The 13,251-nt window shown below is 61.7% G+C and carries 9 protein-coding genes; 4 read left to right on the top strand and 5 right to left on the bottom strand.

Annotation, left to right across the window (positions count from 1 at the left end):
• Positions 1-7 precede the first annotated feature (7 nt).
• Together DX923_RS11550 and DX923_RS11545 are read left to right on the top strand one after the other, a co-directional pair.
• Complete coding sequence (locus DX923_RS11550; RefSeq protein ID WP_116115070.1) at positions 8-649, top strand: flagellar hook assembly protein FlgD; 642 nt, start codon at positions 8-10, stop codon at positions 647-649.
• Positions 650-742: 93 nt separating this feature from the next.
• Complete coding sequence (locus DX923_RS11545; RefSeq protein ID WP_116115068.1) at positions 743-1,810, top strand: flagellar hook protein FlgE; 1,068 nt, start codon at positions 743-745, stop codon at positions 1,808-1,810.
• Between the two features lie 114 nt (positions 1,811-1,924).
• On the opposite strand, the gene DX923_RS11540 is transcribed toward DX923_RS11545, so the two are convergent.
• From DX923_RS11540 to DX923_RS11520, 5 genes are all read right to left on the bottom strand, one after another.
• Complete coding sequence (locus DX923_RS11540) at positions 1,925-3,097, bottom strand: MFS transporter (RefSeq protein WP_116115066.1); 1,173 nt, start codon at positions 3,095-3,097, stop codon at positions 1,925-1,927.
• A 1,013-nt stretch (positions 3,098-4,110) separates the two neighbouring features.
• Positions 4,111-5,913, bottom strand: a complete 1,803-nt coding sequence (locus DX923_RS11535) for an alpha/beta fold hydrolase (RefSeq protein ID WP_116115064.1) — start codon at positions 5,911-5,913, stop codon at positions 4,111-4,113.
• Positions 5,914-6,467: 554 nt separating this feature from the next.
• A complete protein-coding gene (locus DX923_RS16765) occupies positions 6,468-8,309 on the bottom strand; it encodes an alpha/beta fold hydrolase (protein ID WP_240322614.1) in 1,842 nt (613 codons plus the stop codon).
• A 65-nt stretch (positions 8,310-8,374) separates the two neighbouring features.
• The gene (locus tag DX923_RS11525) at positions 8,375-10,024 is read right to left on the bottom strand and encodes an alpha/beta hydrolase (protein WP_116115062.1); all 1,650 of its coding nucleotides are present in this window, start codon (positions 10,022-10,024) and stop codon (positions 8,375-8,377) included.
• A gap of 170 nt (positions 10,025-10,194) precedes the next feature.
• Positions 10,195-11,850 carry an alpha/beta hydrolase gene (locus DX923_RS11520; RefSeq protein ID WP_116115060.1) on the bottom strand — a complete coding sequence of 552 codons (1,656 nt, stop codon included), beginning with the start codon at positions 11,848-11,850 and terminating at the stop codon, positions 10,195-10,197.
• Between the two features lie 368 nt (positions 11,851-12,218).
• Here DX923_RS11520 and DX923_RS11515 point away from each other — a divergent pair, with 368 nt between their 5' ends.
• A complete protein-coding gene (locus DX923_RS11515; RefSeq protein WP_116115058.1) occupies positions 12,219-12,470 on the top strand; it encodes a flagellar FlbD family protein in 252 nt (83 codons plus the stop codon).
• A 1-nt stretch (position 12,471) separates the two neighbouring features.
• Positions 12,472-13,251, top strand: a complete 780-nt coding sequence (locus tag DX923_RS11510; RefSeq protein WP_116115056.1) for a motility protein A — start codon at positions 12,472-12,474, stop codon at positions 13,249-13,251.

Raw genomic sequence — 13,251 nt, 5'->3', positions numbered from 1 at the left:
AGACCCTATGAGCATCCCGATCTCAGACCCGCGCGGTACCTGGGACCCGACCCATCGGGGCCCGGTCGTCGACGGGAAGACGTATACGCCTCCGACCATGACCTACCTGAAGGACAAGGACGGCAATATCGTCCTGGGTGATGACGGCAAACCGATCCTGGTCAACAAACCTGCCGAAGGCATGGAGGGGTTGACCGGGCGGAGCACCGTCGGGAAGAAGCAAGGCGAGTTCGACGGTGAAATGTTCCTGAAGCTGTTGATCGCGCAGCTGAAGTATCAGGACCCGAGCAAACCGACCGACTCCAGCCAGATCATGCAGCAGACCGCGACCCTGTCGATGGTCGAGCGGATGAATGCCATGGCCAAGGTCAACGAAGAGACCAACAAGACCTACACCAGCATGCTTGCCGAGCAGCGGATCTCGGCTGCTGTGGCGCTGGTCGGCTCCAAGGTCGAATATGCCGTCGACCCCAACGATCCGACCAAGACGGCCGTTGGTCTCGTCGATTCTGTCAAGTTCGACGGCACCGGGCCGATTCTTTCGGTGGGTGGCAAGAACGTCCCCTACCAGGACGTCACCAAGGTCATGACGGCCACGAGCGGCACGTCGACCACCGGTAGTACCCCACCTGCTTCTTCCACCGCCTGAGCGTGACCCCCCACCGCCACGGCATCCCATTCCCCATGACTTGCTGGCAGTTAGGGCCTGTTCAGGCTCCCTGAAGACGAAGGACACGCTTTCATGCTTCGTTCCATGTACTCGGCCGTCTCCGGTCTCCGCGTCCACCAGACCATGCTGGATGTCACCGGTAACAACATCTCGAACGTGAACACGTTCGGCTTCAAGACTGGCCGAGCCGTGTTCGAGGACAACCTGTCCCAGATCATCCGCGGCTCGTCGGCCCCGGTTCCCGCCGCAGGTGGCGGCCCCGGTATCGGTGGTATCAACCCGGCCCAGGTCGGTCTGGGTGCCCGCCTCGGCGCGATCACCAATATCTTCAGCCAGGGTGGTCTACAGGTCACCAACCAGACCACGGACGTCGCCATCCAGGGTGATGGTTTCTTCACCGTGGAGAAGGCCGGTGCGAACTTCTTCACCCGTAACGGTGCCTTCAACTTCGACACCGACGGCAACCTGGTCACCAGCGACGGTTCCTATGTGCTCGGCTACATGTACGCGCCAGGTGACCGTCTCGGTGCCGACAAGTCCGAGGGAGCGATCGCGACCGCGCTGTCCAAGAATGTCATCCTGGACGACACCGGTGCGCCGGCTGCGGTACCGCTCGACCCGGCTAAGTTGCAGGCTGTGCCGTTGAAGCTGCCCACCGCGTTGACCAAGGGCTTCCGAATCGGTGCTACTGAGGGACAGGATGTCAAGGGCGGCGGGACCACGTGGAATAGCTTCGTTCTGGGCGGAGACGGGGCAGCAGGTGGAACTGCCGCGAATGCTGACCTGGCCCTGGAGTCCTTTCAGATCAACAAGGACGGCAAGCTGGTCGGCTCCTTCTCCGACGGCACGAAGCGTGTCTTCGGGCAGATCGCCCTGACCACCTTCAACAACCCGCCCGGCCTGGAGAAGGTCGGCGGGTCGATGTACCGCCAGACGAACAACTCCGGTGTGCCGCAGACCGGCATCCCGGCTCAGGGAGGAAAGGGCACCGTCGAGTCCGGAACGCTGGAGATGTCGAACGTCGACCTGGCCCAGGAGTTCACCAACCTGATCGTCGCCCAGCGTGGCTTCCAGGCGAACTCGAAGGTCGTCTCCACCTCCGACGAGGTCCTCTCCGATCTCATCCAGATGAAGCGCTGATCCATGGCGCGCTGACCTGTCGGCGCGCAGCACGACCGTGGGGTGTCGTCCTTTTCCGGGGACGGCACCCCACGGTCATGTCCGTGCTCAAGGGGTGGTGTCGATGCCGGGACGCTACCTGGTCCTCTCAGGCCTGGTCCCTCCGAGATAGACGCCCAGGCCACAGGCCGTCGACGCGCAGGCGAGCATGACAGCGGTCGTCCACAGATCGGCGAGGAAAAGCGTCGAACCCACTGCGGAACCCAGCGAGATCCCCAGGAAACGACTGGTGAAATAGATGGTGTTGGCCAACCCGCGGGGGACTTTCCGGTCCGCGAAGATCGTGGCCTGATTGAGCACTTGGTTCGACCAGACGCCGACATCGATGAGTACGGTGGCCAGCACCACGACCATCACGCCGAGGTGAGCTGCTGACAGCGAAAGCCAACCCGCGAACACGCAGAGACAGGCCAGGAGCTGAACCAGCCGGGGGCCGTCCTTGTCGGCCCAACGCCCCGCCATCGGGGACAGCAGCCCAGAAGCTGCCGCGACCAGCCCGAACATGCCGATCTGTGCAGCATCGAGCTGATACCAACGGTCGCCTAGGAAGGTCAGGCTGTTCCAGAACATCCCGAAGGGCACCCCGAGCAGAAGACCGGACACGCAGACCCAGGCAACAGTGCGAGGAGGCCGACGAAGCAGCCTCAGCCCCAGGAAGAAGGCCACCCCGGGGATCAGCCGTCTCCGATCTGGGCGACCGCGGTGCCCGCGGAGTGCCGACACCGCGAAGGCCCCTGAACCCAGGGTCAGCACAGCAGAAATACCGAAGACCACCTGTGTCGACGCCAGCGAAGCGAGCGTACCGGCGTAGAAACGGGCACCGAGCAGCCCTACCAGTAGCCCTGCTTGGAGTACTCCGATGACGTGGGCGCCACTTCGCTCACCTGACATCCCGACCGCTGCCGGGATGATGATCTGCGGAATGGGGCACAGCAGTCCCAACAGACATGCTGCGGTGGCGAAGACCCACCAGGCCGGGGCGGCCGCCATGACGGTGAGCATCAATGCGCTGGCGCTGACCAGCGGGAACAGCAGGGTGCGCGCCTTGGCGTGGTCGATGATTGGGACGAACAAGGCGATCCCGAGGGCATAGGCGATGTGGGTCGCCGAGACGAGCAGGCCGACGGTGGCGTCGTCGACGCGATGATGACGAGCGACGTCCACGGCTATCGGTTGGAGCAGGTAGACGTTGGACGCCGTGATCCCGCAGCAGGCGGCGAGGACAAGAACATCTCGTCGGTCACTCATACGACTCTCTCGAGGAAGTTGATTTCTGCGGTGTCGAAAGAAGCCTCAAGTCGTTCAAACTGAAGTGAATACTAGTTTTCGGGGCTGCTGGCTTGATTGAGGTCCATGTACTGGCGATGTGTGGAGTTGAGGAGTGTTCCACTGGCCCGACCTTGCCGCAGTGGCACTATCGGCTGGATCACTTGCTTGTGCAGAGGAGAGATTTCATCTCGGCAGTAACATGGATGGCCGGCCGCTACCCGTAGCGGCCGGCCATCGGAAACCTTTAAGTATGACTCCAGTTCCCCTGTCGCATTAGGGGTTCTGACTGCTTTCGTCTCCTTTTATCTTTATGACATAAGAGGTGGTGAAGCACATGAAGGCTAAAGGTGTGACACCGAAAGTCGCGGAGGCTAAGTATCCTGCGATGAGTACTGCTATGGCAAGTGCTAACAGAATGAGAGACGTTACCTTGTAGGGCATGCCTAAAACTTTCAACTCAACCTCCTGAGTAGGAATTTATACTGCGCTCTGATGCTCGAGCTCTTCTGTTATGTGTTGCACCGTAACGACCATCGTGCTCTTTAAATATAGTTGGGGGACTCGATGAAATCCCGATATAAATAGAGATTTTTTTGCAGCGAATGGCGGAAGTTTGCTTCAGGTGTTTTGTTGGTGTAGTTGCTTCTGTTTCGGCATGGTATCACCGCTAAAATGTCCCAGTAAAGATCGTAGGTAAAAATCCGATATGCAGGATTCTGGTGATTTTCATAGTTTGTCACTGATTGCACTTTTAGTGATGAAATTTGTCGTGGGGAGTTCTCTCTGTGCCTAAAGAGACATCGGCTCTTTCTGGCTGAGATGGAGTGACTGAGCCTATGGCTGACTGAGCAGCACGCGGTGTACTCCTGAAAGTCGTCCAAAGCACCCTCCGCCTTCGTGGACCATGAATGAAAAACCTGGACACCGTAGTCGGTGCCCAGGTTCAGGTTGTGGGGTGCGGGGAGGCGGAGTTCTTCACCCGCGGATCTTCATCACTTGTTCTTCGGGGGCGTGGCCTTTCCCTTGGGCTCGGCGAACAGCGGCTTGTCGGCCTTGCAGGTCAGCCCTTCCTTGGGCAGTGCCCCCTTGAGCATGAAGTTTTCGAGTGCCTTGTGCGCGCACTTGCTGACGAAGCTGCTGCCATGTCCCCAGGCCTCGACGGTGACCAGGCGGGAGCCCGGGGAGACCTTGTTCAGCTCCTTGGCGTTGTTCAGCGGGGTCGCCGGGTCGTGGGTGTTGTTGAGGATCAGCATCGGGTGGGCGGGCTTGATGTTGAACGGTCCGCGGTAGACGTGCTTGTCCTTACCGGGCCAGTTCGCGCAGCCGGACGAACTCCATACCCAGTAGCCGAGGAACGGGTTCTTCTGTGCCTCAGGGGAGGCGGAGTATTTTGCCCAGATCTTCGGGTCTTTGGGATTGACGGTGTCCGAGCAGAACACACCATGGGCGCCGACGTTCTCACTCCAGGCCTTCCCCTCTGGCGCGGGGACACCCGGCGCGATCGGCTTCTCCGACGCTGGGGCTTTGCCCGCAGGGGGTGCCGGCTTCTGCCCGGAAGGTGGCTTGGCCTGGCCTTCCTCTACGGGCATCGACTGGCTTTCCATGACCGGCGGTTCTTCCTTCAACTCTTTCTGAACGGCTGCCGGTTCCGGAGGCGGCGCGATCATGGATTCCTGGCGGGCTTCCTCTGCCGCTTGCTTCAGTTGGGTCGGCGGGGCCTTCTCGACCGTCACCGCCTGCCAGGCCTCATGAATACCCGTTATCAATTTGCCGTAGGACCGAGCGTGGTACATGGTGGCCACGGCGTCGGCGACGACATTGTCATAGGTGTACGTCATCTCCCCTTTCTTGACCGGCGCTTTCTTCAGTGCGTCGAGGGTTTCAGTCCAGGCTTTTTCGATGACATCACCGTGTGGGCAGGCTTTCGGTCCGGCTTTCTTGCACTCGGCGAAAGCTGCTTTGAGGGCTTCTTGGGTGCCTGCTCCGGACCCGAGACGGGCGGACGAAGGAAGCGGTTCAGCGCCTTTGCGTCCGGTGGAATAGGCGACCGGGTCCAGCACGCTGTCCACTGCCATGCGGCCGACGGTGTGGGGGAAGAGTGCTGCGTAGGTGGCGCCGAGATAAGACCCGTAGGAGACGCCGTAGTAGTTGAGCTGTTTGTCGCCGACGGCCCGGCGGATCATCTCCATGTCGCGGGCGGTCGAGGCGGTCGACATGTGGTCGATGATCGGGCGTGCCGTCTTGTCGCAGGCGGTGCGAAGGTAGGTGTCATTGTCGAAGACGATCTTCTGATCAGCTGGGGTGACCGGGAATTTCGCCGAGGGCCCAGTGGGTCGTTTCTCCTTGCTCCAGCAGACCGCCGGTGAGCTGGAACCGATGCCGCGCGGGTCGATGCCGATGATGTCGTGCTCGGCTCCGATGTTCTTTCCCAGGATGCTGCCGAACTTGAAAACGGCGGCGGTGGCGCTTGCTCCGGGACCGCCCGGATTGATGAAGACAGTAGCCTTCTTCTTTCCTGAGGCAGGCATTTTTGCCATACCTACCGCGATCTTGGGGCCATCTGGTTTCGAATAGTCAAGTGGCAACAAAGCGGTCGCGCAGAGAAGAATATTCTTATTTTCACAAGGCTTCCATGCCAGCGCAGGTACTTTCACCTTGGACATGTCCATGCCGGGTGGTGCTCCCTGGGCGGCGGCTGGTTTCTGGTCCTCGAGGCGGACAGGGGCGGCGTGTGCCTGTGGCACCAGAGACAGGGCGATGGCCGAAACGGCCAGGACGGCAACAGAGGTGTGCACGGGAAGAGGTTCCTCCTGAACGGTCGATGGGTAGGGAGACGGGTTCGGGGAGTCGTTCCTTGGCGTGGCGCTGTGCATCGCGACGAGGGCTGCCGGTGAGGCACGCCGCGGTGGGTGCGGCGCTTTGGCTCGCAGGTGGTTTTTGTAGGGGCCTCTTGATGGATTATGTATTTAATGTCGCTTTTGCCAAGAATGCACTCTTGATCTGCGACTGATTATATTCTATTTAACCATATGGTTGATGGGAAATTCTTTGAGTAAAAACCGTCAAATCTGCTCTTTATGGATATCTCTGCGATAAAGAATTTTCGTTCACGGCGCTGCGCTGGACCTCTCCATCGCTCACCCACCTCAAACATCGGAAACCTGGGCACCGAGTATGGTGCCCAGGTTTCCGCTGTTACCTCGTTCGCGCTCCTTGCGCTGGTTTACCTGCGACCTGAGCACCGAGTATGGTGCCCAGGTTCCCTCCGATTGAGGGAGTGGGAGCGGCGGGCGATGCTCTACCTGCTATCTCGCGCAGTTCCCCTCAGCGGCGCTGTCCGTGACGGGCCTCACTTGCCGGCGAACAGTGGTTTGTCGGCCTTGCAGGTCAGACCCTCCTTGGGGAGCGCTCCCTTGAGCAGGAAGTTCTCCAATGCCTGGTGAGCGCAACTACTGACGAAGCTGCTGCCGTGGCCCCAGGCCTCGACGGTGACCAGACGGGAGCCCGGGGAGACCTTGTTCAGGGCCTTGGCATTCTCCAGTGGAGTCGACGGGTCGTGGGTGTTGTTCAGGATCAGTAGTGGGTTGGCCGGTTTGACATCGAAGGGGCCACGGTAGGCGTGCTTGTCCTTGCCCGGCCAGTTCGCGCAGCTGGAGGAAGCCCATACCCAATACCCTAGGAATGGATTCTTCTGTGCTTCAGGAGAATTAGCATATTTTGCCCAGACCTGTGGGTCACTGGGGTTAGTCGTGTCAGAGCAGAGCACGCCGTGCGAGCCGACCTTTTCGCTCCAGACATCCTCGTTCGGTGCGGGTACGCCCGGCGCGACCGGCTTCTCCGGCGCCGGGGCTTTACCCGTAGGCGGTGCAGAGGGAGCCGGTGCTTTCGTCGACGGGCGCGACGGATCCTTGGACTGCGGGGGTGCAGACGGGGCCTTCGTCTGCCCGGGAGGGGTTTTGACCTGGCCTTCCTCGGCAGGGATCGACTGGCTTTCCATGACCGGAGGGCGTTCCTCCCCCCGTTCCTTCTGGACCGCCACCTGCTCGGGGAGAGGCGTGACCATGGATTCCTTACGGGCTTCCTCTGCCGCTTGCTTCAGCTTGGTCGGCGGCACCTTCTTGACCGTCACCGCCTGCCAGGCCTCATGGATGGCGTTGATCAGCTTGGTGTACCCCGATGAGTCATACATCGCGGTCCCAGTTTCAGTAATAATGTTCTGATAGGTGTAGGTGGTGTTCCCCTTCTTGACCGGCGCTTTCTTCAGTGCGTCGAGGGTTTCAGTCCAGGCTTTTTCGATGACATCACCGTGTGGGCAGGCTTTCGGTCCGGCTTTCTTGCACTCGGCGAAAGCTGCTTTGAGGGCTTCCTGCGCACCTTCTCCGGACCCGACACGGGCGGACGAAGGAATCGATTCTTTGCCTTTGCGTCCGGTGGAATAGGCGACCGGGTCCAGCACGCTGTCCACTGCCATGCGACCGACGGTGTGGGGGAAGAGTGCTGCGTAGGTGGCGCCGAGATAAGACCCGTAGGAGACGCCGTAGTAGTTGAGCTGTTTGTCGCCGACGGCCCGGCGGATCATCTCCATGTCGCGGGCGGTCGAGGCGGTCGACATGTGGTCGATGATGGGCCGCCCCGTCTTGTCACAGGCAGCACGCCGATAGGCGTCCCTCTCGAACTCTTCCTTCTGCTCAGCTGCGGTGAGAGGGAATCTCGCCTTGGGAGCGGCCGGTGTCTTGGCGTTGCTCCAGCAGGCCGCCGGTGAGCTGGCGCCGATGCCGCGCGGGTCGACGCCGATGACGTCGTACTCACTGGTAACAGTCTTGCCGAGGACCTCGGCGAACTCGGGAACTCTTACAGAAGCACTCGAACCAGGGCCCCCCGGGTTGACGAAGATGGTGCCTTTTTTCTTCCCGGAGGCTGAGGATTTCGACATGCCGATTGCGATTTTGGGGCCATCGGGTTTGGAGTAGTCGAGCGGAAGCAGCGCGACAGTGCAGAGCAGAGTCTTGTTCTTCTCGCAGGGGGCCCATTTCAGGGCAGGGGTTTTCACCTTGGACATGTCCAAGCCGGGTGGCGTGGCGTGGGCGACGGCGGGTTTCTGGCCCTCGGCGTGGACGGGAGCTGCGTGTACTGGCGGGATCAGTGTCAGGGTGACAGCCGAAGCGGCCAGGACGGCAATGGATGTGCGCACTGGAAAGGTTCCTCCTGGAGGGGTTGGTCGGCGTAGAGGGACAGGGAATGAGTGGGCGCCGGAGATCATTTCTCCGGAAACAGCGATCCTTCGGTTTTGCAGACAGCACCTTCGGCGGGGAGCTTGCCGTCCACGAGATAGGTTTCGGCAGCTTTGGCGGCGCAGGTGTTCTTGTCTGCGCTCATATGTCCCCAGGCATCGACGGCCAACAGTCGGGCACCGGGGGAGAGAGCTACCAATTTCTTCGCTCCGGCCATCGGCGTGGCCGGGTCGTGGGTGTTGTTGAGGACCAGCATCGGGTTGGCTGGTTTGACGTTGAAGGGCCCGCGATAGACGTTCTTGTCCTGGCCTGGCCATCGAGCGCAGAGCGAGGAATCCCAGGCCCAAGAGGCGCGGAAGGGGTTCTTCTGCGCCTCGGGGCTATTCCCGACATGCACCCAGGCCTGGGGGTCTTTCGGGTTCGCCGTGTCGGAACACATCACCCCGGCGATCCGGAAGGTGTCCGTCCAGGCTGCGTCCTTGGGCGGTTTCGTCCCGGGCACAATGGCTTTCTCGGCGGTATTGTCCGGCGCTGCGAAGAGCTGAGGTGCGATGCTCTTCTTCTGAGCTTCTTCGGCGGTCTGCTTCAGGGTGACAGTGGGTTTCTTCCGCTCGGTGAGGGTCTTCCATGCTTCATGGATGGACTCCATCAGCCGCGGGAAGGACTCGTCGTCGTACATGGCCGCGGCGGTGTTGTGGACGAGATCACCGAGGTAGTGGGTCTGCGAGCCCTGCTTGACCGGGCCCTTCTTGAGTAGCTCGACGCTTTCTTTCCAAGCCTTTTCGATGGTGGGGCCTTGCGGGCAGCGTTTCGGTCCGGCCTTCTTGCACTCGGCGAAAGCAGCATTGAGGGTTTCCAGGGAGCCCTCGGCGGAGTGGATCCGGCCGGTCACCGGGATCTTCTCTCCTTCGCCTTTCTCTCCGGTCGACCAAGCGAGGGGGTCGACGACGCTGTCCATGACCATCCGGCCGACGGTCTGCGGGAAGAGCGCCGCATAGGTCGCACCGAGATAGGTGCCATAGGAGACGCCGTAGTAGTTGAACTGCTTGTCGCCCAAAGCCCGGCGGATCATCTCGTGGTCACGGACGGTCGAGGCCGTCGACATGTGGTCGATGATCGGTCGCCCGGTCTTGTCGCAGGCGGTACGTTCGTAGTCGTCGTGGGCGATGTGGAGCTTCTGCAGGTCGGGTTCGGAAGGGTACTTGGCCCGACTGTTCGGCGGTTCGGGTGTCTTGCTCCAGCAGCGTGCTTCAGCAGTGGGTGCGATACCCCGTGGGTCGACGCCGATGATGTCGAAGTGCTGGGCGACTTTCGTGCCAAGTACTTTGGCCAGGCGTGGCAGCCGTTCTGATGCGCTTTGCCCAGGGCCGCCGGGGTTGACGAAGAGGCTGCCTTTCCGGTCTTTCCCGATGGCAGGTTTCTTGGTGACGGCGACCTTGATCTTGGGCCCGTCAGGTTTCGCGTAGTCGAGAGGCAAGAGGACTGCAGCGCAGTGGAGTGAGGCGTCGTTGTCGCACGGCGCCCATTTCAGGGCAGGTGTCTTCACCTTGGACATGTCCGGCCCTGCGGGCGCGGTGCTTGGCGCCGTGGTTCGTGCAGGCACGGCAATGGCAGCGGAGGGGAATATCCCGAAGGCGAGTACTGAGGTGGTAGCGACGGTGAGGGTGGTGCGCACGAGAAGGATCTCCTCCGTGGAAGAAGCCGAAAGGATGTGGTATCGACTAGGAGGAAGACAGGGAATGGTTGATGGAGACCGAGCCGACGTGGGTGAGCCGGGCCGGGGCTGGGCCGAGGTGGCGGCCGACGGCGGGACAGTGGGGGTCTTCGACGTCGGCCGCTGCGAGGTCACTTCTGCGGGAAGAGCGGCTTATCGGCCTTGCAGGTGGTGCCCTCGGCGGGGAGCTTGCCTTCCAGTAGGTAGGTCTGGGCGGCCTTGGCTGCGCAGGAACTCTTGTCGATGCTGACATGTCCCCAGGCGTCGACGGTCACCAGACGGGACCCGGGGGACAAGGAGGCTAGTTTCTTCGCGCCGGCCATCGGCGTGGACGGGTCATGGGTGTTGTTGAGGATCAACAGCGGGTTGGCCGGTTTAACGGTGAACGGTCCGCGGTAAACACCTTTGTCCTGGCCAGGCCAGCCGGCGCAGGACGAAGAAACCCAGGTCCACATTCTTAGGAAAGGATTCTTTTGTGCCTCGGGGGAGTTGGCCTGCTTCTGCCAGGCTTTCGAGTCCTTCGGATTCACCGAGTCGGAGCACATCACCCCGATCTGTTGGATTTTCTCCGTCCATTTCGCGTCATCGGGGGCGCTGGGGCTGCCCTCGACCGGTTTCTCCGAGGCGGGGGCGAACCCCAGAGGCGGTTTGACGATGGATTTCTTGCCGGCTTCCTCGGCGGTCTGCTTCAGGGTGACAGTGGGTTTCTTCTTCTCGGTGAGCAGTTTCCACGTGTCGTGGATCGAAGTCATGGCCTGAGGGATCATCTCGGCCTCGTACAGGGAGACCGTGGTGCGGTGGAGGAAGTCGGCGAGATACTCGACCTCGTCCCCGTGCTTGACCGGCCCCTTCCGCAGGATGTCGATGCTTTCCTTCCACGCCTTGTCGATGACGGGTGCTTCGGGACAGCGTTTCGGCCCGGCCTTCTTACACTCGGCGATCGCGGATTCCAACGTGTCCAAGGTCCCCTCGCCTGAGTGGATCCGCGCGGTCACCGGGTGGTTCTCCTGACCCTTCCCTCCGGTGGCCCAAGCGACGGGGTCGACGACGCTGTCCACGACCATCCGGCCGACAGTGTTAGGGAAGAGCGCCGCATAGGTGGCACCGAGATAGGTGCCATAGGAGACGCCGAAGTAGTTGAACTGCTTGTCACCCAAAGCCCGACGGACCATCTCGTGGTCGCGGACGGTCGAAGCGGTCGACATGTGGTCGATCAAAGGACGCCCGCTCTCCGAGCAGGCTGCGCGCTGGTAGTCGTCGTGGGCGATGCGGACTTTTTCATCCTTGGGTTCGACAGGGAAATTGCCCGCGGAGGAGGCCGGTTCGGGCTTCTTGCTCCAGCAGATGGCCAACGGTGAAGGATAGACCCCCCTCGGGTCGACCCCGATGATGTCGTACTGTTCGCCGACTGTCTTGCCAAGGGCGTTGGCCATCTTGGGCAGCTTCGCCGAACCGCTTTCCCCGGGTCCGCCGGGGTTGATGAAGATACTGCCCTTCTTCTCCTTGCCGGTGGCTGCCTTCTTGGCCACGGAGATGGCGAATTTGGGGCCGTCCGGTTTCGCGTAGTCGACCGGAAGAAGCGCGGTCGCACACTGCAGGGTCTTGTCGTCCTCGCACGGTCCCCACTTGAGCGTAGGGGTCTTCACTTTCGACATGTCGGGGACCGAGGCCGGCGAAGTGGTCTTCTGCCCGGGCCCAGCTGCCGGCGTAGGCGCGGCGTAGGAGACGGCGGGGAGCATGGTGAAGGTCACAGCGGATGCGGCCAGGACGGCGATGGCAGCGCGCACGGGAGAGGCTCCTCCTGGAGGGGGTGACGAGTTCTCGAGGGCATGTCGGCCGAAGGGGGTATCCCCGCGGTTATTCGTGACTCCTCGATGAGTTTTTCTGATAGCCAACTCTACTCAACGAGTAGTACGACCGTTCAGGTTCCGCTGGTCACGGTCCAGTGACAAATCGCCGGACTTTTCCTGGGAAAAATCCGACTTCTGCCGATCTGAGCCCGGCACCGAGCCGGACCTGCGCGAGATGCACCTGTACAGGAGCGAGCTCCTGACCGGGCGGGCACTTCCACGCTCTCAGCTCACTTGGGTGGCTGTCGATAGGACGTGCGCAGGCCTGACGGCCGCTTACCGCAGACTCCACGGACGGAAGACTCATGATCACTGTGACACGTCGCAACGGGACGACGTTTGCGCTCAACCCTGACCTCATCGAACGGGTCGAGGCGACACCGGACACCGTGGTGACCCTGGTCAGTGGCACGAAGTACGTGGTGGCCGAATCGGTGGACGACATCGTGGCGAAGGTCTGCCATTTCCGGGCCGCCGTCCTGACGGCTTCGACTTCCCCCCAGGCAGCTCCGACACCTCCGGCGCGTCTGCACTCGATCTCGACGACGGAGCGTTGACGTGGATCTAGGAACCCTCATCGGTGTCGGTGTCGTCACCATCGCCGTCTTCGTCACCGCGCTGTTGGACGGCGTGTCCATCAGCCACCTGCTGCTACCAGCGCCCCTGGTGCTCATCTTCGTCGGCACCTTCGGTGCAGCCGCCGGTGGCCTTCTTCTCTCGGAGTACGCGACCGCACTCAAAGGCCTGCAACGAGCCTTCGCAGGTAAAGCACCTGACGGCAGCGAGCTCGTCGACGTCATCGTGAAGATGGCCGACCGGGCTCGACGCGAAGGCCTCCTCGCTCTGGAGGACATGGCCAAGGAGATCGACGACCCCCTCCTCAAAGAGGGCATCCAGATGACCGTCGACGGCACCGACGCCGCGGAGATCGAAGAACTCCTGATGATGCGCATCGATGCGAAGAAGGACCAGGACAAGATCGGCGTCGCCTTCTACGAGGCGATGGGTGGTTATGCCCCCACCATCGGTGTGGTCGGTGCCGTCCTCGGTCTGATCCACGCCCTGGGCAACCTGGACGACGTCGCCGCACTGGGCGAGATGATCGCCTCCGCCTTCGTCGCCACCATGTGGGGTGTCTTCGTCGCCAACGCCGTCTGGCTGCCCGTCTCCGCGAAGCTCAAGCGGATCAGCCAGCTCGAAGTGAAGAACATGGAGATGATCGTCGAGGGTGTCCTCGCGGTCGCCGCCGGTACTTCTCCGCGGGTCGTCGAGCAGAAACTGCGCTCCTCGCTGCCGGCCTCGGCCGGGGCGAAGAGCAAGGACGCGAAGGCGGCCTGA

This window comes from Austwickia chelonae (genome assembly GCF_003391095.1).
Lineage (GTDB): Bacteria > Actinomycetota > Actinomycetes > Actinomycetales > Dermatophilaceae > Austwickia > Austwickia chelonae_A.
The sequence above is the reverse complement of the archived record's forward strand: the minus strand, read 5'-3'. Positions and strand labels throughout refer to the sequence as shown.